Consider the following 23,343-nt stretch of genomic DNA (forward strand, 5'->3'; position numbering starts at 1 on the left):
AGCAGCACATCCGACCCTCGGTCGGGAAACCGGCTCCCCAAGGAGCCGGCACATCGTACGGCCGGTTCGGAAGACCCGGCCGAGAGTCGAATACTTGCGGCCCTCAATGGCGGGCCGAGGATCGCAAACTAGGAGAGCAGGGAAGCCTGATGGCGGAGCTTACGATCCGTCCGGAGGAGATCCGGGACGCGCTGGCCGACTTTGTCCAGTCGTACCAGCCGGACGCCGCTTCTGTGGAAGAGGTCGGCACGGTCACTGACGCGGCGGACGGCATCGCGCATGTCGAGGGCCTGCCCTCGGTCATGGCGAACGAGCTGCTGAAGTTCGAGGACGGCACGCTCGGCCTCGCGCTGAACCTCGACACCCGCGAGATCGGTGTCGTCGTCCTCGGTGAGTTCGGCGGCATCGAAGAGGGCCAGACCGTGCGCCGCACCGGCGAGGTCCTCTCGGTTCCGGTCGGCGACGGCTACCTCGGCCGCGTCGTGGACCCGCTGGGCAACCCGATCGACGGCCTGGGCGACATCGCCGCCACCGGTCGCCGCGCCCTTGAGCTGCAGGCCCCCGGCGTCATGGCCCGCAAGTCGGTCAAGCAGCCGCTGCAGACCGGCATCAAGGCCATCGACGCGATGACCCCGATCGGCCGCGGCCAGCGCCAGCTGATCATCGGTGACCGCCAGACCGGCAAGACCGCGGTGGCCGTCGACACGATCATCAACCAGCGCGACAACTGGCGCTCGGGCGACCCGGAGAAGCAGGTCCGCTGCATCTACGTCGCCGTGGGCCAGAAGGGCTCCACCATCGCGTCCGTCCGCGGCGCCCTGGAGGAGGCCGGCGCGCTGGAGTACACCACCATCGTGGCCGCTCCCGCCTCCGACCCGGCCGGCTTCAAGTACCTCGCCCCGTACACCGGTTCGGCCATCGGCCAGGAGTGGATGTACGACGGCAAGCACGTCCTGATCATCTTCGACGACCTGTCGAAGCAGGCCGAGGCCTACCGTTCCGTCTCCCTGCTGCTGCGCCGCCCGCCGGGCCGCGAGGCCTACCCGGGCGACGTCTTCTACCTGCACTCCCGCCTGCTGGAGCGCTGCGCGAAGCTGAACGACGCCCTGGGCGGCGGCTCGATGACCGGTCTGCCGATCATCGAGACCAAGGCCAACGACGTCTCGGCGTACATCCCGACCAACGTCATCTCCATCACCGACGGCCAGTGCTTCCTGGAGTCCGACCTGTTCAACGCCGGCATCCGCCCGGCCGTGAACGTCGGTATCTCGGTCTCCCGCGTCGGTGGCTCCGCCCAGATCAAGGCCATGCGCTCGGTCGCCGGCCGCCTGCGTCTGGACCTCGCCCAGTACCGTGAGCTGGAGGCCTTCGCCGCCTTCGGTTCCGACCTGGACGCGGCCTCCAAGGCCCAGCTGGAGCGCGGTGCGCGCATGGTCGAGCTGCTGAAGCAGGGCCAGTACCAGCCGTTCCCGGTCGAGGAGCAGGTCGTCTCCATCTGGGCCGGCACCAACGGCAAGCTGGACGACGTCCCGGTCGCCGAGATCCGCCGCTTCGAGCGCGAGTTCCTGGACCACGTGCGCCTGCAGCACAAGGACCTGCTCGCCGGCATCGTCGAGACCGGTCTGCTGGCCGACGGCACCGTCGACGCGCTGACCAGCGCGATCGAGGCCTTCAAGCAGGGTTACCAGACCGCTGACGGCAAGCTGCTCTCCGAGCAGGCCTGAGTCCGGTAGCGAGGGAAAGGACGTAACGACCCATGGGAGCACAGCTTCGGGTCTACAAGCGCCGGATCCGCTCTGTCACCGCGACGAAGAAGATCACCAAGGCGATGGAGATGATCTCCGCGTCGCGCATCGTCAAGGCGCAGCGCGCGGTGGCCGCCTCCACTCCGTACGCCGATGAGCTCACCCGGGCGGTGACGGCGGTGGCCACCCGGTCCAACGCCAAGCACCCGCTCACCACCGAGAACCCGAACGCCAAGCGCGCGGCGGTCCTGCTGATCACGGCGGACCGCGGCCTGGCCGGCGGCTACTCGACCAACGCCATCAAGGCTTCGCTGGTGCTCGCCGAGCGCCTGCGGTCCGAGGGCAAGGACGTGGTGGCGTACATCATCGGCCGCAAGGGCGTCTCGTACTACACGTTCCGCGGTCTGGCGATCGAGGGCTCGTGGACGGGATTCTCGGACAAGCCGACGTACGGTGATGCGAAGACCGTGGCGGCCGACCTGATCGAGGCCTTCACGGCCGAGACCGGCGGTGTGGACGAACTCCACCTGGTTTCCACCGAGTTCGTGTCGATGCTGACGCAGAACGCGGTCGAGGCGCGGCTGCTGCCGCTGAAGCTGGACGAGGTCCAGCTCAGCGACCAGACGCCGGCCAAGTCGGAGATCTTCCCGCTGTACGACTTCGAGCCGTCGGCGGAGGGCGTCCTGGACGCCCTGCTGCCGCGGTACGTCGAGAGCCGGATCTACAACGCGCTGCTGCAGTCGGCCGCTTCCGAGCACGCCGCCCGCCGCCGCGCGATGAAGAGCGCGACGGACAACGCCGGCGAGCTCATCAAGTCGCTCACGCGGCTTGCCAACTCGGCCCGTCAGGCCGAGATCACCCAGGAAATCAGCGAGATCGTCGGCGGTGCCAACGCCCTCGCCGACGCTAGCCGCGGGAGCGAATGAGTATGACCACCACTGTTGAGCCGACCACGGCGACGGGCCGCGTCGCGCGGGTCATCGGCCCGGTCGTCGACGTGGAGTTCCCCGTCGACGCGATTCCGGACATGTACAACGCCCTGCACGTCGAGGTGGACAACCCCGACGGCACGGGCAAGAAGACCCTGACCCTCGAGGTCGCCCAGCACCTCGGCGACGGCATGGTCCGCGGCATCTCGATGCAGCCGACCGACGGCCTGGTCCGTGGTTCGCAGGTCTCCGACACCGGTGCAGCGATCTCCGTCCCGGTCGGCCAGATCACCAAGGGCAAGGTGTTCAACGCCCTCGGTGACGTGCTGAACGTCGACAAGGACGAGTTCGAGTCGCAGGTCCAGGTCCGGTGGCCGATCCACCGCAAGGCCCCGGAGTTCAAGGACCTCGAGTCCAAGACCGAGATGTTCGAGACCGGCATCAAGGTCATCGACCTGCTCACCCCGTACGTCACGGGTGGCAAGATCGGTCTGTTCGGTGGTGCCGGTGTCGGCAAGACCGTTCTGATCCAGGAGATGATCTACCGCGTCGCCGAGAACTTCGGTGGTGTGTCGGTGTTCGCCGGTGTCGGCGAGCGCACCCGTGAGGGCAACGACCTCATCGACGAGATGGTCGACTCGGGCGTTCTGGACAAGACCGCGCTGGTCTTCGGCCAGATGGACGAGCCGCCGGGCACCCGTCTGCGCGTCGCGCTGTCCGCGCTGACCATGGCGGAGTACTTCCGTGACGTCGAGAAGCAGGACGTGCTCCTCTTCATCGACAACATCTTCCGGTTCACCCAGGCCGGTTCCGAGGTGTCGACCCTGCTCGGCCGCATGCCCTCCGCGGTGGGCTACCAGCCGAACCTGGCCGACGAGATGGGCCTCCTGCAGGAGCGCATCACCTCGACCCGCGGTCACTCGATCACCTCGATGCAGGCGATCTACGTCCCCGCGGACGACCTGACCGACCCGGCGCCGGCCACCACCTTCGCCCACCTGGACGCGACGACCGTTCTGTCGCGCCCGATCTCGGAGAAGGGCATCTACCCGGCCGTCGACCCGCTGGACTCCACGTCCCGCATCCTCGACCCGCGGTACATCGCGCAGACCCACTACGACACGGCCATCCGTATCAAGGGGATCCTGCAGAAGTACAAGGACCTCCAGGACATCATCGCGATCCTCGGTATCGACGAGCTGTCCGAGGAGGACAAGGTCACGGTTCACCGTGCCCGCCGCATCGAGCGCTTCCTCTCGCAGAACACCTACGTGGCGAAGCAGTTCACCGGTGTCGAGGGTTCGACCGTGCCGCTGTCCGAGACGATCGAGGCCTTCAACTCGATCGCGGACGGCAAGTACGACTCCGTTCCGGAGCAGGCCTTCTTCATGTGCGGTGGCATCGAGGACCTCGAGAAGAACGCCGCCGAGCTGGCGAAGAAGTAATCGCGGCCGGTAGCAGCTGAGCGTGACCGTGAGGGGTGGCCCCCGAGCCTGGGGACCACCCCTCGCGGCACATCGGCTGTGATTCCGGTCAAATCCGTGCCGCCGGTTTCATGCCGGAGGCGCGGGGCCGTTATTCTTACCGAAACTCCCGAGTAATCGGGCGTTGCATGAGCCTAGGAGCCCACGTTGGCTGAGCTGCACGTCGAGCTGGTCGCAGCCGACCGCAAGGTGTGGTCCGGTGCGGCCACCATCGTCGTCGCCCGTACGGCCTCCGGTGACACCGGCATCATGCCGGGCCACACCCCGGTGCTGAGCGTGCTGGAGACCGGTCCGGTCACCATCCGCACGGTGGACGGCGGCACCGTGATCGCCGCGGTGCACGGCGGCTTCATCTCCTTCGCCGACAACAAGCTGTCTCTGCTCGCGGAGATCGCCGAGCTGGCGGACGAGATCGATGTCGCGCGTGCCGAGCGCGCACTGGAGAAGGCCAAGTCGGACCTGGACGAGCACGCCGAGCGGCGCGCCGAGGTCCGTCTGTTCGCGGCGCGCGGCCTCAAGGCCCACGTCTGAGTGCGCCGGACCCCGGCTTGGCGGGGTCGACCGACGGTCCCGGGGACGCGTGAGCGTGACCCCGGGACTGTCGTCGTAGTTGGTAGGTCAGCGCGGTCGCTTGATACGACCGCTACGGGGAACGCGGGTAGCGAGGAGGTGGGTGAGCATGGTCCTCGCGCTTGTGGTGTGTGCGGCGGTCGTGGCCCTGGGTGTGATCGGGCTGATGGCCTTCGCCGTCCGGCGCCGCCTGATCCAGCGGGTCGGCGGCACCTTCGACTGCAGTTACCGGCTCAAAATGCCGGCCGACGCCTCGACGCAGCCCGACCTCGACGAGAACGGCAAACCCACCTCAGCCCCGGTCCCCCCGACCGACGGCAAGGGGTGGGTTTTTGGTATCGGCCGGTACAGCGGTGACTCGATCGAGTGGTTCCGGGTCTTCTCGTACGCCCCGCGCCCGCGCAAGGTGCTGCCGCGCCGGGAGATCGAGGTGCTCGGCCGGCGCTACCCGGAGGGCCAGGAGGAGCTGGCGCTGCTGTCCGGCTCGGTGGTGCTGCGCTGCCTGCACAACGGTTCGCCGCTGGAGCTGGCGATGAGCGAGGACGCGCTGACCGGCTTCCTGGCCTGGCTGGAGGCCGCCCCGCCCGGCCAGAGGGTCAACGTCGCGTAGCGACGGGATTCCCGGACGGGGGTGCCCCCGACCGGAGGCCGGGGGAGGGTCGATGTCGCGCAGCGGCCCGCCGACACGCCCGGGGGCTTCCGAGGCGGGGTTAACGGCGCCTAACCCGGCGGCTACTCTGGCCGCATGGTCAATCTGACGCGCATCTACACCCGTACCGGCGATGACGGCACCACCGCGCTCGGCGACATGAGCCGGACCAGCAAGACCGATCCGAGACTGGTCGCGTACGCGGACGCCAACGAGGCCAACGCCGCGATCGGCGTGGCCCTCGCCGTCGGTGAGCTGCCGCAGGACATGACGGCGGTGCTCGTCCGGGTCCAGAACGACCTGTTCGACGTCGGCGCCGACCTGTCCACCCCGGTGGTGGAGGACCCGAAGTACCCGCCGCTGCGGGTGCTGCAGTCCTACATCGACCGGCTGGAGACGGACTGCGACGAGTACCTGGCGCGGGTGGAGAAGCTGCGCAGCTTCATCCTGCCCGGCGGTACGCCCGGGGCGGCCCACCTGCACCTGGCCTGCACGGTGGTGCGGCGGGCCGAGCGCTCGACCTGGTCGGCGATCGCGGAGCACGGCGACAGCGTCAACCCGCTGACCGCGAAGTACCTCAACCGGCTGTCCGACCTGCTGTTCATCCTGGCCCGGGTGGCCAACAAGGAGCGCGGGGACGTGCTCTGGGTCCCGGGCGAGAACCGCTAGGAACATGCCGAAGCCCCGTCCTCCGACTGCTCCCCCGTGGGAGTCCGAGGACGGGGCTTCGGCGGCTCAGGGCCGGTCGGCCGGGGTGCGGTCGGGGGCGCTGCCGGCGAGGGTCTTCCCGGTGACCACCCGGCCGTCCTCGACCACCACGCCGGCCGGCGGCTGCTTGGGCCAGAGCGAGTAGCAGCCGGCCACGATCACGTTGACCACGGCGGCGATGCCCAGCTTGAGGTACCACTGGAGGAAGGTGCCGAAGTGGGCGGAGCCCGCGGAGAGCGGGACGAGCAGGGTGATCAGGCTCAGCGTGACCGCGGCGGACACGACGGTCCGGCCGGCGATCTGCCACTCGTACCTGGTCCGCTCCGGCCCGTACTTGGGCGAGGGCAGCGGCTTGGGGCCGCCGGCGAAGCGGTGCAGGAAGTGCCGGTCGGCCCAGCGGACCAGCGAGGGGCCGTAGCCGATCGAGAAGCCCGCGTAGCTCGCGGCCAGGGCGTGCGTCCAGCTCGCGGTGGCGCCGCCGCGCAGGTCGAGGACGGTGAGGGCGTACAGGGTGAGGTCCACCACCGGCAGGCCGACCAGCAGCGCGGTGCTGGTGCGGCGCCACCGGAGGAGGTAGCGGGCGGTCAGCCCGAGGCCGAGCAGGATCCAGAAGGAGATCTCGGCCGCGACGATGAGGGTGACGATCACGTTCTGCTCCCGGACGTTTCGGTGGTGCTTCCAGCCTCGTGCGGGGGGCGTGCCGCTGTCGTCGTCGCGCGGTGCCGGTCCGGCCTGCACCTTTCGATGTAGCGGGCTCCTTCGTGGACCGGAGCCGGGCCGGCCGCCGGGGATGATGAGATGGGGACGTGCCCCTCCCGTTCCCCGCGCTCCCCCCGCGCCGACAGGACCAGCTGATCGCCCTCGCCGGGCTGCTCGGCGGTGCGGTGCTGATCGCCTTCGGGGTGTACGACCGGGCCGACCGGGTGCCGCCGTGGGCGGTGGTGCCGACGCTGCTGGTGATGGCCGGGCTGGAGCTGGTCCGGCGGACCAGGCCGGTGCTCGCGGTGTCGCTCGGCGGGCTGGCCTTCGCGGCGAGCGTGTTCGCCGGCAACCTGGTGGCCACGCTGATCATGTACACCGACCTGCTGTACGCGGCGGTGATCTACGGCACCCCGCGGATGTCCCGGGTGCTGCACCTGTCCGGCGGGGCCACGGTGCTGGCGCTGTCCACCCTGGCGGCGGTCTACGGCGGCACCTCGCTCGCGCTGCTGATCGTCGTGGTCAGCACACTGGTCTTCCTGGGCCCGGTGTGGAGCGGCGACGTGGTGCGCAAGCACCGGCAGGAGGCGGAGGCCGAGCGGCTGCGCGCGGAACAGACCGCGCTGCTCTCGGAGATGGACCGGCGGGAGGCGATCGGCGCCGAACGAGCCCGGATGGCAAGGGAGTTGCACGACGTGGTGGCCAACCACCTGTCGGCGATCGCGATCCACGCCACCGGTGCGCAGTCGGTGGCCCGGCGCCGGAACCTGCCCCAGGACGATCCCCTGGTGGAGGTGCTGGCGGTGATCCGGGAGAACAGCGTCCAGGGATTGGCCGAAATGCGTCGCATGATCGGACTGCTCCGGGACAGCGGCGGGGGAGAGGTGGACGAGTCGTACGCGGCCCCCGACCTGGCCGCGGTGGACGCCCTGCTGGCCAAGGCCCGGGCGGCGGGCCGGGACGTCGGGCTGGACTTCGCGCTGGACGAGCGCGGCGAGCGCGGGGAGGTGCCGGTGCCGGTCGGGCTGGCCGCGTACCGGATCGTCCAGGAGTCGCTGACCAACGCCCTCAAGCACGCCGGGCCCGGACTGGTCAGCCTGCGGCTGGAGTTCGCGCCGGAGGAACTGCGGATCTCGGTCGACAGCCCGTACCGGGGCGGTCCGGGCCGTGAACTGCCCGGTGCCCGGGCCGGGTTGGTGGGCATGGCGGAACGGGCCGGGCTGCTCGGCGGCAGCTTCGAGGCCGGGCCGAAGGGCGGGTACTGGAGCGTGCGCGCGGTGCTGCCGCGCGCCCGGGGGAACGAGGGGCGGGCATGACGATCCGGGTGCTGGTGGCGGAGGACCAGGCGGCGGTACGGGCGGCGCTGGTGATGATCCTGCGCGCCGAGCCGGAGTTCGAGGTGGTCGGGCAGGCCGCGGACGGCGAGGAGGCCGTCCGGCTGGCCCTGGAGCTGCGGCCGGACGTGGTGCTGATGGACGTGCAGATGCCCCGGCTGGACGGCGTCTCGGCGACCCGCGAGGTGGTCGCCGCCGGGGCCGGCCAGGTGCTCGTGCTGACCACCTTCGACCTGGACGAGTACGTCTACGGCGCACTGCGGGCCGGCGCGTCCGGGTTCCTGCTCAAGGACCTGGAGGCGGACACCCTGATCGAGGGCATCCGCACGGTGGCGCGCGGGGACGGGATGCTGGCGCCCTCGGTGACCAAACGGCTGATCGGGGCCTTCGCCCGCCCCGAGCGGCCGGTCGGACCGGAGGCCCGGGCCGCGGTGGGGACGCTGACCGGCCGCGAGCGGGAGGTGCTGGCCTGCATCGGGGCCGGGATGTCCAACGGGGAGATCGCGGCCCGGCTGGAGATGGCGGAGGCGACCACCAAGACGCACGTCAGCCGGATCCTGGCGAAGCTGCGGCTGCGCAGCCGGGTGCAGGCGGCGATCCTGGCGCAGGACCTCGGACTGACCGTCTGATCACCTGTTTCACGTCGGTTGCAGATCACACTCCCGATTGCTATTGCACGGGGGATTTGGGCATTAGAGTCCCGGAAAAACGAGCGATGCGGCTCTCTGGCGGCGACCCCTGCCCTGAGCCGCCTTCAGGGCCCGCCCGCGGGGCGGCGACGGCATCGGGAGACCCAGCCATGAGCAATGCGTCCAGCAAGCAGATCGCCGTGATCGGTGCCGGCCTGATGGGCGCCGGCATCGCCCAGGTGTCCGCGCAGGCCGGTCACCCGGTGGTGCTGCGGGACGTCACCGAGGAGGCGCTCCAGCGGGGCCTGGCCGGCATCCGCGCCTCCTACGAGAAGTTCGTCGCCAAGGGCAGGCTGAGCGCCGAGGACGCCGAGGCCGCGCTGGGCCGGATCACCACCACCACCGACCTGGGCGCCGTCGCCGAGGCCGACATCGTGGTCGAGGCCGTGTTCGAGCAGCTGGAGGTCAAGGAGGCCGTCTTCCGCGAGCTCGACAAGCTCGCCAAGGACGGCGCCGTCCTGGCCTCCAACACCTCCGCCATCCCGATCACCCGGATCGCCGCCGCCACCGGGCGCCCGGAGTCGGTCGTCGGCGTCCACTTCTTCTCGCCCGTCCCGATGATGAAGCTGGTCGAGCTGGTCCGCGGCTACAAGACCAGCGACGAGACGCTGGCCACCGCCCGCGCCTACGCCGAGGGCGTCGGCAAGGAGGTCGTGGTGGTCAACCGCGACGTGGCCGGCTTCGTGACCACCCGCCTGATCACCGCGCTGGTCGTCGAGGCCGCCAGCCTGTACGAGTCGGGCGTGGCCACCGCCGAGGACATCGACACCGCCTGCCGGCTCGGTTTCGGCCACGCGATGGGCCCGCTCCAGACCGCCGACCTGACCGGCGTGGACATCCTGCTGCACGCCGCCCGCAACATCTACACCGAGACCCAGGACGAGAAGTTCGCCGCGCCGGAGATCATGGCCCGCATGGTCACCGCCGGTGACCTGGGCCGCAAGAGCGGCCGCGGCTTCTACCCGTACGAGGGCAAGTGAGCCGGCAGGGCTGAACGACCGGCCGGGCCGTGCGATCGGAGCATCGTACGGCCCGCTCCGCAGGGCCGGGTGAGTTTCCTCACGCCGGGTGCCGCAGACGGGTGATTTGGGCGGTAATCGAGCGTAGGTGTGGGGCCGACCTGCGTATATTCCCTCGGACGGGTGAAGTTGCTTCAGATCTGGCCAAAACCAGCAACCTGCGGAGCCGGTTCACCGTCAGATGAGGGAACCCGGCATTCCGCCCGGGTCCGGGTGTGGGGCTTCGGCCCGCCCGTATGCACCCCCCGCTCCCGCTCCCGGCACGGCCGGGGCGGACCCGCCCCGCACCAGGCCGTCCAGGCGAAGGAGGAGAGCATGCGCATCACCGGCGACCACACGGCGCTGGCCATCGAAGGCCGCCTCGACGTGCGCACCGCCGCCGACGCGCGGGCCCGGCTGCACCAGGCCGTGGACGGCGGCCTCGGCGACCTCGTACTCGACCTCGGCCGGCTGGAGTTCTGGGACGCCACCGGGCTCGGCGTGATCATGGGCACCCACCGGCGGGCCGGCCGGATCGGCCGCCGGCTGGTGCTGCGCTCCGTCCCGGCCCAGCTGCAGCGGCTGCTGGTGGCCACCAAGCTGCACCGCATCCTGGCCGTCGACGGCGCCGCCGAGGCGCACGGGTTCGCTCTCTAGCTCCCGCGGCCCCACGGCCCCCACCGCGCCGCGCGCCGGGACCGTGCGCCTGCGCACCCCCGGTCCGTCCGCGCAACGCCCCTGGTCAGCGCCGCGGACCGGCCGTCGGCCACGGACCGCTCTGCACGGCCGGGGCCGGATGTGCAAGAGTCTGCCCGTCAGAAGACGGCCGCCGGGGCTGCCTCCAGCCCGGCCGCGGCCGCCACCAAGACGTCAGCCGGGCGGCGCGGGGCGCCGACGGCCGAGCACGATGCGGAGCAGAACGTGGCACAGCCATCCGGGGAGTTCCGGCAGGAGGCCGTTCGCACCCGCGGCGGCGAACTGGTCTCCGGCGCCCTGCTGGTGGGCGTCGGCGCCCCGGACGGCTCCGAGGCCAGGACCTGTCCCGAGGAGTGGCGGCCCCGTCCGCGCCGGACCGGACGCAGCGAGCCCGCCCGCGGTCCGGTCGGCGGCGTCGGCCGCGCGGTCGGCCCGCTCGCGCTCGGCGCCGGGCCCGCCGATCTGCCGATGCTCGACCGCGAGACCGACACCGCCGAACTGCTCGCCCTGCTCGCCGAGGGCCGCTCGATACGCCTGGTCGGCCAGGCCGGCTCGGGCCGCAGCGCGCTGCTGTCGGCCGTCGCCGAGGCCGCCGCCGACCTCGCCCCCGACGGCGTGGTGCAGCTCTGCGGCCACCGCCGGACCGGCGCCGACCTGCTCCAGGACCTCTTCGCGGCCACCCACCACGCCCCCGGATACCGCCCCGACCCCGGGCAGTTGGCCTTCCACCTCGCCGAGGTCGGCGCGATCGTGGTGATCGACGCCGCCGAGCCCTCCGGCGCCGAGCTGGAGGAACTGCTCGCCGCCGCCCCCGGCTGCGCCTTCCTGATCTCCGCCGCCCCGGACGGCCCGCCGCTGCCCCCCGGCTCCCGGCTCCAGGACCACCTGGTGGCCGGACTCTCCCGCTCCGCCTGCCTGGCCCTCACCGCCCGGCTGGCCGGACGGCCGCTGGACGTCACCGAGAAGGCCTGGGCGGTGGACCTCTGGTTCGAGTCCGAGGGCCTGCCGCTGCGCTTCGTCCAGGCCGCCGCGCTGCTGCGCCAGCGGGACGTCTCGGTGGACGCGCTGGTGGCCGCCGAGGACGACCGGATGGACGTCTTCGGGGCCGTCGACGAGCCCGTCCAGGACGAGGACCCGGCGATCCGGGAGAACGCGCTGCGGCTCACCGTCCCGCTGCCCTCGGTGGCGGAGACCGCCTCGCCCGCGGTCCGGCTCGCCGAGGGGCTGAGCGAGCCCGCGCAGGCCGTGCTGCGGCTCGCCGTCGCGCTCGGCGGCGAATGCCCCACCGCGCCGCACCTGCCGGCGCTGATCGACGTCGGGCAGGGCGAGGCCGCCCTCGCCGAACTCGCCGACGCCGGACTGGCGGTGTCCATCGGCGGGCACCACCGGCTGACCGCCGGCGCGCTCGACCTGCTCCTCCCGCACTGGCCCGCCCGGGGCTCCGTCGACGGGGCCGCCCAGCACTTCGCCTGGTGGGTGGGGCACAGCTCGGTGACGCTGGAACAGGTCGCCGCCGAGGCCGAGGTGATGGTCGGCGTGCTGCTCGCCGACCGCACCGCCGGACGGCACGACGCGGTGGTCCGGCTCGCCCGGGCGGCGGCGCCCGCGCTGGCGCTGTCGCTGCGCTGGGGCGCCTGGGAGCGGGTGCTCCAGCTCGGTCTGGAGGCGGCCCGCCGCACCGGTTCGGCGGTCGACCAGGCCTGGTTCCACCACGAGGCGGGCGTGCACGCGATCTGCGTCCGGCAGCCCTCCCGGGCCGTCGCCGAACTGGAGACCGCGCTCACCCTGCGGGCCACCGCGGGCGAGCAGCGCGGGGTGGCCGCCGCACGCCGGATGCTCGACCTGCTGCGCGCCGAGGGCCGGCAGCTGCCGGCCGCCGCGCCCGTCGCGGCGCCCGGCCGCGCCCCGGTGATCCGCAAGATCGCGGCCCGGGTGCCGGCCCGCCTGAAGTCCAGCAGGCGCCGGCGGGTGGCGGTGGTCTCCACCGCGGTGCTGACCCTGGGGGTCCTCGGCGCGGCGGTGGCGATGAGCTTCAGCGGGCCGGAGGAGGTCAGGGGGAAGGACCCGCACAACAACGGTCGGCTGGACGGCGGCGGCACCCAGGACCCGCCGTTCCCGCAGCAGTCCGGCAGTGCCGGGCCGACGACGGCCGGTGCCGGGCCGGGCGGTGCGCCGACGCAGGGGAGCAGCCCGGCGCCGTCCGCGAGCGCCAGTGCCTCGCACTCGCCGAGCGCCTCGCCGACGAGGAGGCCGAGCTCCTCGCCGGGGGCGGGCGGGTCGCAGGCCCCGCAGCAGCCGCCCGTACCGGGCCAGCAGCCGCCGGGGCCGAACCCCGGCGGTCCGGGCGCGGGCGGCACCGGCGGAGGCGGCACTCAGCCCGGCGGCGGCACCGGCACCTCGCCGTCGCCGGAGCCGTCCACCACGACCGCCAAACCGAGCTCGTCGCCGAGCGGCTCGGCCGGTCCGACCGGCACGTCCAGCCCGTCGTCCAGTCCGTCCTGAGCGGTCAGAACAGCTTGAGCTTGTCGTCGTCGATGCCGCGCAGCTCGTCGTAGTCCAGCACCACGCAGCCGATACCGCGGTCGGTGGCCAGGACGCGGGCCTGCGGCTTGATCTCCTGCGCGGCGAAGATGCCCTTGACCGGGGCCAGCAGCGGGTCCCGGTTGAGGAGTTCGAGGTAGCGGGTGAGCTGTTCGACGCCGTCGATCTCACCGCGGCGCTTGATCTCGACGGCCACCGTGGCGCCGTCGGCGTCGCGGCAGAGGATGTCGACCGGGCCGATCGCGGTGGGGTACTCGCGGCGGATCAGCGACCAGCCGGCACCGAGCACCTCCATCCGGTCCGCGAGCAGCTCCTGGAGGTGTGCCTCCACGCCGTCCTTGATCAGGCCGGGGTCGACCCCGAGCTCGTGGGACGAGTCGTGCAGCACCTCCTCCAGCGTGATGATGAGCTTCTCGCCGGCCTTGTTCTCCACCGTCCAGACCCCGTCGGCCTCCTTGAGGGCGCACGGCGGGGACATCCAGTTGAGCGGCTTGTAGGCGCGGTCGTCGGCGTGGATGCTGACGCTGCCGTCGGCCTTGACCAGGATCAGCCTGGTGGCGGAGGGCAGATGGGCGGAGAGCCGACCGGCATAGTCGACTGAGCAGCGGGCAATTACGAGACGCACGGTCGACCACGCTAGCCCACCGGGGCCAGTTGATGCGATTCCGCGACGGCTGGGTGAAGAAAGCGCGAACCCGGCCAACATGGAGGTCCTGCGCTCCCGCCACCGCCCCGTCGAGGTCTGGCGCCCCCACCCTCAAGTCGCTACGGTGTGTGACGGCACGCTCGCGGGATCGCTGTCAACGGGGATGGAGACTTCAGATGAACGATCCGACGGGATCCGGCCAATCCGGTGCACCGCAACATATTTCCGAAGCAATCCGCAGGAATGACCGGCCTGCCGCGCCGTTGACTGCCACGCTGTTCTGAGCGCGTTCGGTATCCAGGGCGTCACGTCCCGTGGTGCCGCCGCTGTCGCGAAGGTGCCGGAAACCCCTGTCCCTCGGTGTTCCGGACACCCCATGCGAATCCGCCACCCTCACTGTGAGCTTGACCTACGCACGACCACCCGGGCGCCGCGCGGGTGGACCGCGAGAGGAGAATCCATGTCGCTCGACGTCTCACCGGCCCTGCTGGAGAAGGCCGAGCGGGGCGAGGTCGACGAGCGGGAATTCGTCGACTGCGTCCGCGTCTCTTTGCCCTACGCCTGGGACCTGATCAGCTCGCTGGTCGCCCAGGCGAAGGTCGACGGCACCGACTTCGCCGACAACCAGGTGCCGCCGCCCAGCGAGCAGGCCCGCGGCCAGCTGCTGCGCGCGCTCGCCAGCGACGCCATCCGGGGCGCTCTCCAGCGCCACTTCGGGGTTCGGCTGGCCTTCCAGAACTGTCACCGGGTCGCGGTGTTCCTGCCGTCGGACGCCAACGAGGCGCGGTACGACCGCTTCACCTCGGTCCGGGAGCAGCTGCTCAACCAGTCCGAGGAACTGCGGGACTGCTGACCCCGCCGCAGCCCGCTGCGGCGCCGGCCGCCCCCGTCCCCCGGTGCGGGGGGAGGGGCGGCGGCCCGGGCACGTCCCCCCGCCCGGCACGTCCCCCGTCCGATACGTCCCCCCGCCGGGCCTGTCCTCCGCCGGGCACGTCTAGCCCAGCTGCGGCAGCACCTCCGAGCCGAGCCGGGCGATGTTGTGCAGGGTCGCCTCCTGGTCGCCGCTGCCCTCGGCGAGCAGGGCGAAGCGCCGGATGCCGGTGCGTTCGGCGGTGGCCAGCAGCCGGTCGGCGCACTGCCGCGGGGTGCCCACCGCGTGCAGGTCGCAGAGCAGTTCGGTGTACTGGCGCGGATCGCGCATCTTGCGCTCGCGGCCGTCCACGGTGCGGTGGGCGCCGAGCCCGTACTCGAACCAGCCGGGCATCGCGTTCAGCAGCGTGGACCGGGCCGCCGCGGCGCGGTCGTCGACCTGGGCCACCCCGGCCGCGACGTGCTGCCGGCCGATCCGGCGCAGCTGCTCCTCGCCGCGCCCGGCGGCCAGCCAGGCGGTCCGGTACAGCTCCAGCATCCGCAGCTTGTCGTCGTCCCCGGAGTGCATGCCGAGCAGCATCGGCAGGCCGCGCTCGGCGGCCAGCCGCACCCCGCCCGGCGAGGTGCAGGCGACCACCACGGGCGGCCCGGCCACCGGCCGTCCGGAGGCGGTGAGCTCCTCGCCGAGGCCCTCGTCGTCCCGGCGCTGGCGCGGGAAGCGCACCGGGCCGGTCCGCCCGCCGAGGCCCAGCCAGCTGCTCAGGCCCGGCCGCCGCACCGGTTCGGTGGCCCGCGGCACCACGGCGACCTCGGGGAAGGCGAACTGCGGGCCGTCCGCGCCCACCCGGGAGCCGCGCAGCCAGCGCAGCAGCAGGTCCAGCCGCTCCGGGAAGCCCTTCTCGAAGGCGTCCACGCCGCCGCCGAACACGTCCAGGTCGATCCACGGCCCGCCGCGGCCCACCCCGAGCGTGAACCGTCCGCCGGAGGTGAGGTGCAGCAGCGCGGCCTGCTCGCCGAGCCCCACCGGGTGGCGGGTGGAGAGCACGCTGACCGCCGTGCCGACGCCGATCCGGCGGGTGCGGCCGAGCAGCATCGCGGCGAGCGTGGCGGCGTCCGGGCAGACCCCGTACGGCACGAAGTGGTGCTCGGCCAGCCAGACGCTGTCCAGCCCGGCGCGTTCGGCCTCGACGGCGGATTCGACGGTGCGTTCCAGCGCCTCGCCGTGGCTCTGCCCGGGGAACTGCGCGGACAGCAGGAACAGGCCGACCCGCACCGGACCGGTGGACGGCGGCAGCGCGCCCGCCCGCTGGGGCGCCGGCAGCGGCCGGCCCACGACGGCCGTGACCGGGGGGACGGACGTCAGCGTCGGACCGGGGGCGACCGGCCGGACCCCGAGGGGCCGGCCGCTCTCGGCGCGGGCGCTGGTCTTGCTCATCGTTGGGCCTCCTCGGGTGCGCGCAGGGTCTGCGGGCCCCGCCTTCTCCCCCTGTGGGTATCCGATGTCATGTGCCAATGGCACGCGGAACTCCCGATTTCCCCGATGATCGGGTGGATCTCGGCAAAAACGCCGAAGTGCCGGACGGAGCCGTGGTAGTGGCCGTGCGGGGGGCCCGCCCGGCCGTAGGCTGGAACGATCCAGAGCCCAGGAGGAGAGGGAGTCCGCCGTGTCGCCGCGCCGCAACCGGATCAAGAGCGCCGCCCCGCACGAGAGCGCAGAGCCGACCGCCCCGGTCGGCGGTTCGCTGCGCCGCACCGAGAGCTACCAGGGCGAGGACTGGGTGGTTCAGACGGTCGCCGGGACGGCGGGTCGGTTCTACCGCTGCCCGGGCTGCGACCAGGAGATCCCGCCGGGGGTGGGCCACGTGGTGGCCTGGCCGCAGTACGGCGCGGGAGTGGACGACCGGCGGCACTGGCACCGCGCCTGCTGGGGAGCGCGGGAGCGCCGGGCCTCCAACGTCCTGCGAGGCCGCGGCGCTCCGCGGTACTGACGGGTCCGGCCGGGTCCCGCTAGGCGTCGCGCTTCTTGAGCACCAGCGCACCGCCGACCAGCGCCGCGGCCGTCCAGGCGAGGCAGATCAGGAAGCCGGTCCATGGCCCGTACGGCTGGCCGTGCTGCTCGTACACCAGCAGCATCCGCGAGCCCGCGTAGTCGGGGAAGTAGTGGGCCAGGGTCTTGACCTTCGGCACCGCCGAGAGGATCGGCGAGAGCAGGAAGAAGAACGGCACCAGCACGCCGAGCGCGAGCGTCTGGTTGTGCAGCATCGTGGTGACGCCGGCCGAGAACAGGCAGAGCATCGTCAGGTACAGCGCGGCCCCGAACACCGCCCGCAGCACGTTGGGCTCGCCGATCGTGGTGGAGTGCGTGCCGAGCAGCGACTGGCCGACGAAGAAGGTGACGAAGGCCGTCACCAGCGAGACCGCGAGGGCGAGGGCGCCGAGCACCGCCGCCTTGCCGGTGAGCAGGGTGGCGCGCTGCGGGACGGCGGCCAGGGTGACCCGGATCATGCCGCTGCTGTACTCGTTGCCGATCGCCAGCACGCCGAAGACGATGATCGCCAGCTCGCCGAGCATGATGCCGGAGAAGGACGTCCCGGTGGCGTCGAACGGGGACAGGTCGTCGCGGCGGAACTCGGTGAAGTTGTTGTTGGTGAGCAGGGACAGCAGCGCGCCGATGCCGACCGTGACGACGAAGGTCAGCGCGAGCGTCCAGACCGTCGAGCGGACGCTGCGGATCTTCGTCCACTCGGAGCGCAGGATCGCCGGGAAGGACGCCATCTCAGTTCTCCTCCTGCCGTGCGGTGGTGGTCGGCCGGGCGCCGTCCGCCTTCCAGCCGGCGCCCCACTCGGTGGGCGCGCCGGCCGCGTCCCGGCCCGGTCCGTCGCCCGCGTGGTACTCCACCGAGTCGGCCGTCATCTGCATGAAGGCCTCCTCCAGCGAGGCCTGCTGCGGGCTGAGCTCGTGCAGCACCACGCCGTGCCCGGCGAACAGCTCGCCGAGCCGCGCGATGTCCCCGTTGACCACCTCGTGGGAGCCGTCCGGGCCCGGCTCGGGCCGCAGGCCGGCCTCGGCCAGCACGTCGAGCAGCCGCTCGGGCTCCGGGGTGCGCAGCCGTACGGCGGAGCGGGAGTTGCGCCGGATGAACTCCGGCATCGGCAGGTCGGCGAGCAGCCGGCCGCGGCCGATGACCACCAGGTGGTCGGCGGTGACGGCCATCTCGCTCATCAGGTGGGAGGAGACGAAGACCGTCCGGCCCTCGGTGGCGAGGCGTTTCATCAGGTTGCGGATCCAGAGGATGCCCTCCGGGTCCAGGCCGTTGACCGGCTCGTCGAACATGACGATCTCCGGGTCGCCGAGCAGGGCGGAGGCGATGCCCAGGCGCTGGCCCATGCCGAGCGAGAAGCCGCGGGCCCGCTTGCGGGCGACCGGGGTGAGGCCGACCAGGGCGAGCACCTCGTCCACCCGGCGCACGGGGATGCGGTTGCTCTGGGCGAGCCAGAGCAGGTGGTCGCGGGCGGTGCGGCCGGGGTGGACGGCCTTGGCCTCCAGGAGCGCGCCGATGTACTTGAGCGGCTCGCTGAGCTGGCCGTACCGTCTGCCGTCGATGGTCACCCGGCCGGCGGTCGGGCGGTCGAGGTCGAGGATCATGCGCATGGTGGTGGACTTGCCGGCGCCGTTCGGGCCGAGGAAGCCGGTCACCACGCCCCGGGGGACCTGGAAGCTGAGCCGGTCCACCGCGAGCGTCTTGCCGTAACGTTTTGTCAGGTCGTGCAACTCGATCATTCGCGCTCCCTCACTTCCTTGCCAGGCTAGGACAAAGGGGGTATCGCGGCCCGCTGAGTGGGCCCGCCGGGCGTGCCGGAATAGGTTGGACGCATGACCCAGCTCCCCTCCGCAGTGTCGGTCCGCGAGAGCGGTACCGGAACACCACTCGTGCTGCTGCACGCCTTTCCGTTGAACGCCTCGATGTGGTCGTCCCAACTGGACACGCTGCCCGGCCTGACCGGGGACGAAGCGCGCGTGCTCGCCCCCGACCAGCGGGGGTTCGGCGGCACTGTGCTGGGCGCCGACGAGCCCTCGCTGGACCCGGTCGCGGACGACCTCGCGCTGCTGCTGGACGCGGCCGGGATCGAGCGCGCGGTGGTCGCCGGGCTCTCCATGGGCGGCTACGTGGCGCTGGCCTTCGCCCGCCGCCACCCCGACCGGCTGGCCGGCCTGCTGCTGGCCAACACCCGGGCCACCGCCGACACCGACGCGGTACGGGCCAACCGGGAGCGGATCGCCGCCGCCGTCACCGCGCGGGACAGCGTGCGGCTGCTGCTCGACGAGCAGGTTGCGGCCGGGCAGCTCGGGCCCGACTCGCAGCACCTGGTGGAGCGGGTGCAGGCGATGGTCGCCGCCGCGCCGCCGGCCGCCGTCGCCTGGGCCCAGCGGGCCATGGCGGCCCGCCCGGACGCCCTGGACGTCCTGGCCGCCCTGCGGGTGCCGGTCTCCGTCGTGGCGGGCGCCCAGGACGCCCTGGTGGCGCCCGAGGAGGCCGAGCCGATGCTGCGGGCCCGGCCGGACGCCGAGCTGACCGTCCTGCCCGGGGTGGGCCACCTGAGCGCCCTGGAGGCGCCCGAGGCCTTCGACGCCGTCGTGCGCACCCTGCTCGCCCGGGTGGCCGCCGGATGAGCCAGGAGAGCCAGGACGCGGCGGCCTGGGACTTCTCCGCCCTGGAGGTCACCGGCCGGATGCCCGTGACCAACCGGGGCGAGGGCCTGGTCGAGCTCACGCTGGAACCGCTCGGCGAGGACTACTGGATGCGCCCGGGGGAGACCTTCATCGTCACCTCGTACGGCGACTACGGGCCCGGGCACCCCTTCGAGGTGCAGTACTGGCCGGACTCGGTGTCGGTCTGGTGCACCTCCTGGTTCGGCACCGTCTCCGACGACGAGGGCAACCAGCTCAGCAGCGGCTACCAGCGGCCGGACGGCGCCTACCCGAGGTGAGGACCCGCGCCCGACCGGGCCGGAAGCGCCCGGGACGATGACGGCGCGAAAGCCGACAGGCCCTCACCCGGGCGGGTGAGGGCCTGCGGTGCCGCTGGGGCCTGCGTGCGTCAGCGCGACTGCTGGGCGGGCACGCCCAGGGTGTCGTCGGTCGGCAGCGAGGCGGCGGCCACGGCCGCGCCGGTCAGCGTCGCCAGCATCTCGCGGACGTTGGTCAGCTGGGCGTTGATGCTGTCGCGGCGGTTGGTGAGGGCCGCCAGCTCGCGCTCGGATTCGCTGCGGATGCGGTCCGCCTTGGCGTTGGCGTCGGCCACGATGTCCTCGGACTGGCGCTGGGCCGTCTCGACGGTCTGGCGGGCGCGGCGCTCGGCGTCGGTGCGCAGCTTCTCGGCCTCCAGGCGCAGCTGCTCCGCCCGGTGCTCGATCTCGGCCAGGCGCTTCTCGGCCTTGGCCTGACGGGCGGCCAGGTCCCGCTCGGACTGCTCGCGGCGCTTGGCCAGGTTGGTCTCGAACTCCAGCGCGGCCTGGGCGGCCTTGGTGCGGGTGTCCTCGAAGAGGGCGTCCGCCTCCTCGCGCTTGTTCTGGGCGTCCTTGTTGGCCTCGGCGCGCAGCTGGGCGGCGTCGCTCTTGGACTTGTCGACGATCCGCATCCCCTCGTCCTCCGCCTTGGCCTTGCGGTCCTTGGCGTAGTTCTCGGCCTCGGAGCGGACCTGCTGGGCGGCGGCCTCGGCCAGCTCGCGGTGCTGCTCGGCGGCGCGGTGCGCCTCGTCGCGCAGGTCCTTGGCCTCCTCCTCGGCGAGTCGCAGGATCTTCTCGACCCGGGCGCCGAGACCGGCGTAGGAGGGCTCCTGCTCCACGACCGCCGCCTGGGCGGACTGGGTCTCCAGGTGGAGCTCCTCGATGCGCTTCTCCAGCGCACTGATCCGGGTCAAGGCACTGTCACGGTCGGCCACCAGCTTGGTGATCCGCTCGTCGACCTGGGCGCGCTCGTACCCACGGCGCACCAGGTCGAAGCCGTGAGGGGAGTGACTGTCGCTCATGGGGTTCTGGGCTTCCTGTCGTCAAACCGCTGAGGTGGTTGAGGGAATCCTGACACGGTACCGGAGTGTCGACGGCGATATGCCGTTCTCTCACGGACAATGACCGCCAATGTCCGCTCAATCGGGTGGTGCGCTCTTGGAGCGATTGCCACCCGACCGGGGGGAGCCAACTCCGGCACCGGCCTTGGCGCCCCCGTCCTTCTTGGTGCTGCTTCCCCCGTTGGCCTGGGCGACCGGCGCCGGCGCCTCGAACGCCTCCAGGGCGGACAGCACGTCCTGGACCCTGGAGATCTCGGTGTTGATGTCCTTGCGGCGGCGCACCAGCTCGTCCAGCTCGCGCCGGCCCTCGTCGGTGACCCGCTTCGCCTCGGCCGTCGCCTCGGCGAGCAGCCGCTCGGCCTCCGCCTTCGCCAGTTCGATCTGCTCGTCCGCGGCCTCGTCGGCGTCCCGCAGCCGCTTCTCCGCCTCGGTGGAGGCCCGGTCCAGCCGCTCCTCGGCCTCGCTCTCGGACGACCGCAGCTTCGCCTCGGCCTTCTCGATGAGCGACTCGGCGCGGTCCGTGGAGTTGGCGAGCTTGGTCTCCGCCTCCTTCAGCAGGCCCTCCGCCTTGCGGACGGCCGACAGCCGGACCTTGCTGGCCTCCGCGGACGCCTCCGAGGTCAGCTCGCTCGCGCGGTCCTCGGCCGCCGCGACCAGCGCCGCCGCGCGGTCCTCGGCCTCGGCGACGGTGGCCACCGCCTGCTCCTCGGCCTCGGTCAGCTGCTCCTGGGCGGCCGTCACCAGCGCGTCCACCCGCTCGCCGGCCGACTTCATGGCCGCCGCGTTCTCCTTGCGGGCGCGCTCGTGCAGGGCCTCGACCTCGGCGTCGGTGCGCTCGCGCAGCTCCTCGGCGCGCTCGCGGATCGCCGTCGCGTCCCGGCGGGCCTCGGCGAGCAGGGCGTCCGCGTCGGAACGGCCCTTCTCGACCTCGGCCTGACCGGCCGCCTCGCCGGCGGCGACCAGCCGGCCGGCCTCCTTGCGGGCGGCGGCGACCATCGCGTCCGCCTGCTCCTCCGCGGCGGCGGTGGTCGCCAGCGCGGTGGTCTGGGCGTCCTCGCCGAGCGCCTCGGCGTCCGCGAAGGCCTTCTCCAGGACGGACTGGGCGTGCTCGCGGGTGGCCCTGTCGAACTGCTCGGCGGCCTCCCGGGTCCTGGCGTCGTAGTCGTCGGCGCGGGAGTGGGTGGCGGAGTCGTACTCGTCGGCCAGGGTGCGGGTGGCGAGGGCGTACTCCTCGGCCTCGGCCCGCAGACCGGCGGACAGCTCCTCGGCGTCGGCGATGCCGCGGGCACCCTGGGCCTCGGCCTCGGCCACCGTCCGGGCGGCCTGCGCCCCGGCGTCGGCCCGCAGCTGCTCGGCGGCCTCCTGGGCGGCGCGCAGCTCGGCCTCGGCGTCCGCGCGCAGCTGCTCGTCGTAGGCCAGGGCCTCGGCGCGCTGCCGGCCGAGCTCGTTCTCGGTGGCCTCCCGCTCGGCGGCCAGCTCCAGCTCGGTCTGCTCGCGCAGGGCGGTGGTCTCGGCCTCCGTACGGGCCCGCAGGTCGGCGGTCTCGCGGTCGACGAGCTCGCGCTGCTCGGCGCTCTCGCGCTCCACCAGGCCGCGCAGCTCGGCGGCGTACGCGTCGGCGGACTCCCGCAGCTCGGTGGTCTCCCGCTCGGCCAGCTCCCGCTGCTCGGCGGTCTCCCGCTCGGCGAGGACGCGCAGCTCGGTGGCGTCCTGCTCGGCGGCCTCGCGGACCTCGGCGGCCTCCTGCCCGGCGGCGGCCCTGAGCGCGGCGATCTGCTCGGCGGCGGCCTCGTGCATGCCCGCCACCGCCTGGCGGACCTCGGCGGCCTCCTCCTCGGCGACGGCCACCAGCTCGGCGCCCTCGGCCTTGGCGGCGGAGATCAGCTCGGCGCGGTCGGCCTTGGCCTGCTCCAGCTCGGCGGTGGCCTCGGCCCGGATGCCGTCGGCGGTGGCGCGGGCCTCGGACAGCTCGCGGCCGGCCTCGGCCCGGACGGTCGAGGCCTGCTCGTTGGCCAGGGCCAGCTCGGCGGCGGCCTTCTCGCGGGTGGCCTTGGCGTCCTTGGCGGCCTCGGCGCGGCGCTGCTCGGCGGTGGCCTCGGCGCGCTCCAGCGCCTCCTCGGCGGCGGTGCGCTGCTCGGCGGCGAAGGTGTCGGCCTGCTCGCGGACGTCGGCGGCGTAGGTGTCGGCGGTGGTGCGCTGCTCGTCGGCGTAGGCGTCGGCCTGCTCGCGGACCTCGGTGGAGTGCTGGTCGGCGGCCTCGCGGACCTGGGCCGCGTGCTGGTCGGCCGCCTCGCGGACCTCGGCGACGTGCTGGTCGGCCGCCTCGCGGACCTCGGCGGTCTCGGCCGCGGTGCGCTTGGTGAGGTCGGTGGCGTGCTGTTCGGCCTCGGTGCGGACGCGGTCGGCGTAGGCCTCGGCGGTCTCGCGCTGCTGGGTGGTCTCCTGCTGGGCCAGGGCCCGGAGCTCCGCGGCGGCCTGCTCGGCCTCCGTCCGGGTCTGCGCGGCGTAGGTGTCGGCGGTGGTGCGCTGCTCGTCGGCGTAGGCGTCGGCCTGCTCGCGGACCTGGGCCGCGTGCTGGTCGGCCGCCTCGCGGACCTCCGCGGTCTCGGCCGCGGTGCGTTCGGTGAGGTCGGTGGCGTGCTGTTCGGCCTCGGTGCGGACGCGGTCGGCGTAGGCCTCGGCGGTCTCGCGCTGCTGGGTGGTCTCCTGCTGGGCCA

Annotated in this window: 21 protein-coding genes and 1 pseudogene; 15 read left to right on the forward strand and 7 right to left on the reverse strand. The window is 72.9% G+C overall.

Going from position 1 to position 23,343, the window contains the following annotated elements; translation table 11 throughout:
• Positions 1 to 149 precede the first annotated feature (149 nt).
• From atpA to ACFVGO_RS05740, 6 genes are all read left to right on the forward strand, one after another.
• Entirely contained in the window at positions 150 to 1,724 is a 1,575-nt protein-coding gene (gene atpA, locus ACFVGO_RS05715) for a F0F1 ATP synthase subunit alpha (protein ID WP_359899956.1), read from the forward strand.
• 32 nt (positions 1,725 to 1,756) lie between these two features.
• Positions 1,757 to 2,671, forward strand: a complete 915-nt coding sequence (locus tag ACFVGO_RS05720) for a F0F1 ATP synthase subunit gamma (RefSeq protein WP_359899954.1) — start codon at positions 1,757 to 1,759, stop codon at positions 2,669 to 2,671.
• 2 nt (positions 2,672 to 2,673) lie between these two features.
• Positions 2,674 to 4,119, forward strand: coding sequence for a F0F1 ATP synthase subunit beta (gene atpD, locus ACFVGO_RS05725; RefSeq protein ID WP_359899952.1), 1,446 nt, complete (start codon positions 2,674 to 2,676; stop codon positions 4,117 to 4,119).
• Positions 4,120 to 4,305: 186 nt separating this feature from the next.
• A complete protein-coding gene (locus ACFVGO_RS05730; protein ID WP_280676020.1) occupies positions 4,306 to 4,689 on the forward strand; it encodes a F0F1 ATP synthase subunit epsilon in 384 nt (127 codons plus the stop codon).
• 148 nt (positions 4,690 to 4,837) lie between these two features.
• Positions 4,838 to 5,338 (forward strand): DUF2550 domain-containing protein, encoded by a 501-nt coding sequence (locus tag ACFVGO_RS05735; RefSeq protein WP_359899950.1) that lies wholly within the window; start codon positions 4,838 to 4,840, stop codon positions 5,336 to 5,338.
• A 135-nt stretch (positions 5,339 to 5,473) separates the two neighbouring features.
• A complete protein-coding gene (locus ACFVGO_RS05740; protein WP_359899948.1) occupies positions 5,474 to 6,046 on the forward strand; it encodes a cob(I)yrinic acid a,c-diamide adenosyltransferase in 573 nt (190 codons plus the stop codon).
• Positions 6,047 to 6,112: 66 nt separating this feature from the next.
• Here ACFVGO_RS05740 and ACFVGO_RS05745 read toward each other — a convergent pair whose 3' ends face one another.
• Positions 6,113 to 6,733, reverse strand: a complete 621-nt coding sequence (locus tag ACFVGO_RS05745; RefSeq protein WP_380630924.1) for a hypothetical protein — start codon at positions 6,731 to 6,733, stop codon at positions 6,113 to 6,115.
• A 158-nt stretch (positions 6,734 to 6,891) separates the two neighbouring features.
• On the opposite strand from ACFVGO_RS05745, the gene ACFVGO_RS05750 reads away from it, so the two are divergent.
• From ACFVGO_RS05750 to ACFVGO_RS05770, 5 genes are all read left to right on the forward strand, one after another.
• On the forward strand, positions 6,892 to 8,100 hold the full coding sequence (locus ACFVGO_RS05750; RefSeq protein WP_359899944.1) for a histidine kinase: 1,209 nt from the start codon (positions 6,892 to 6,894) through the stop codon (positions 8,098 to 8,100).
• Complete coding sequence (locus tag ACFVGO_RS05755) at positions 8,097 to 8,747, forward strand: response regulator transcription factor (protein WP_359899942.1); 651 nt, start codon at positions 8,097 to 8,099, stop codon at positions 8,745 to 8,747. Before ACFVGO_RS05750 ends, ACFVGO_RS05755 begins: the two co-directional genes overlap by 4 nt.
• A gap of 170 nt (positions 8,748 to 8,917) precedes the next feature.
• Entirely contained in the window at positions 8,918 to 9,787 is an 870-nt protein-coding gene (locus ACFVGO_RS05760; protein WP_359899940.1) for a 3-hydroxyacyl-CoA dehydrogenase family protein, read from the forward strand.
• A gap of 354 nt (positions 9,788 to 10,141) precedes the next feature.
• Positions 10,142 to 10,462, forward strand: coding sequence for an STAS domain-containing protein (locus tag ACFVGO_RS05765; protein WP_359899939.1), 321 nt, complete (start codon positions 10,142 to 10,144; stop codon positions 10,460 to 10,462).
• A 264-nt stretch (positions 10,463 to 10,726) separates the two neighbouring features.
• Positions 10,727 to 13,003 (forward strand): ATP-binding protein, encoded by a 2,277-nt coding sequence (locus ACFVGO_RS05770; RefSeq protein ID WP_359899937.1) that lies wholly within the window; start codon positions 10,727 to 10,729, stop codon positions 13,001 to 13,003.
• A 4-nt stretch (positions 13,004 to 13,007) separates the two neighbouring features.
• Here the strand turns inward: ACFVGO_RS05770 and nucS are convergent, their stop codons facing one another.
• The gene (nucS, locus tag ACFVGO_RS05775) at positions 13,008 to 13,667 is read right to left on the reverse strand and encodes an endonuclease NucS (protein WP_359899935.1); all 660 of its coding nucleotides are present in this window, start codon (positions 13,665 to 13,667) and stop codon (positions 13,008 to 13,010) included.
• Between the two features lie 481 nt (positions 13,668 to 14,148).
• On the opposite strand from nucS, the gene ACFVGO_RS05780 reads away from it, so the two are divergent.
• Positions 14,149 to 14,541, forward strand: coding sequence for an SCO5389 family protein (locus ACFVGO_RS05780; RefSeq protein ID WP_359828614.1), 393 nt, complete (start codon positions 14,149 to 14,151; stop codon positions 14,539 to 14,541).
• Between the two features lie 141 nt (positions 14,542 to 14,682).
• On the opposite strand, the gene ACFVGO_RS05785 is transcribed toward ACFVGO_RS05780, so the two are convergent.
• Complete coding sequence (locus ACFVGO_RS05785) at positions 14,683 to 15,831, reverse strand: LLM class flavin-dependent oxidoreductase (RefSeq protein WP_359900024.1); 1,149 nt, start codon at positions 15,829 to 15,831, stop codon at positions 14,683 to 14,685.
• 391 nt (positions 15,832 to 16,222) lie between these two features.
• Between ACFVGO_RS05785 and ACFVGO_RS05790 the strand changes: the two genes are divergently transcribed.
• Entirely contained in the window at positions 16,223 to 16,546 is a 324-nt protein-coding gene (locus ACFVGO_RS05790; RefSeq protein ID WP_359899933.1) for an ATP/GTP-binding protein, read from the forward strand.
• Between the two features lie 19 nt (positions 16,547 to 16,565).
• Here ACFVGO_RS05790 and ACFVGO_RS05795 read toward each other — a convergent pair whose 3' ends face one another.
• A complete protein-coding gene (locus tag ACFVGO_RS05795) occupies positions 16,566 to 17,333 on the reverse strand; it encodes an ABC transporter permease subunit (protein ID WP_359899931.1) in 768 nt (255 codons plus the stop codon).
• A gap of 1 nt (position 17,334) precedes the next feature.
• The gene (locus ACFVGO_RS05800) at positions 17,335 to 18,339 is read right to left on the reverse strand and encodes an ATP-binding cassette domain-containing protein (RefSeq protein WP_359899929.1); all 1,005 of its coding nucleotides are present in this window, start codon (positions 18,337 to 18,339) and stop codon (positions 17,335 to 17,337) included.
• 93 nt (positions 18,340 to 18,432) lie between these two features.
• On the opposite strand from ACFVGO_RS05800, the gene ACFVGO_RS05805 reads away from it, so the two are divergent.
• Together ACFVGO_RS05805 and ACFVGO_RS05810 are read left to right on the forward strand one after the other, a co-directional pair.
• The gene (locus ACFVGO_RS05805) at positions 18,433 to 19,230 is read left to right on the forward strand and encodes an alpha/beta hydrolase (RefSeq protein ID WP_359899927.1); all 798 of its coding nucleotides are present in this window, start codon (positions 18,433 to 18,435) and stop codon (positions 19,228 to 19,230) included.
• Positions 19,227 to 19,547 (forward strand): hypothetical protein, encoded by a 321-nt coding sequence (locus ACFVGO_RS05810; protein ID WP_224283203.1) that lies wholly within the window; start codon positions 19,227 to 19,229, stop codon positions 19,545 to 19,547. Before ACFVGO_RS05805 ends, ACFVGO_RS05810 begins: the two co-directional genes overlap by 4 nt.
• 110 nt (positions 19,548 to 19,657) lie before the next feature.
• Here ACFVGO_RS05810 and ACFVGO_RS05815 read toward each other — a convergent pair whose 3' ends face one another.
• Positions 19,658 to 20,587 carry a cellulose-binding protein gene (locus ACFVGO_RS05815; RefSeq protein WP_359899925.1) on the reverse strand — a complete coding sequence of 310 codons (930 nt, stop codon included), beginning with the start codon at positions 20,585 to 20,587 and terminating at the stop codon, positions 19,658 to 19,660.
• Positions 20,588 to 20,704: 117 nt separating this feature from the next.
• Positions 20,705 to 23,343 (reverse strand): annotated as a pseudogene (locus ACFVGO_RS05820) (hypothetical protein); the annotation flags it as partial.

Source organism: Kitasatospora sp. NPDC057738 (assembly GCF_042798815.1).
Lineage (GTDB): Bacteria > Actinomycetota > Actinomycetes > Streptomycetales > Streptomycetaceae > Kitasatospora > Kitasatospora lactacystinica.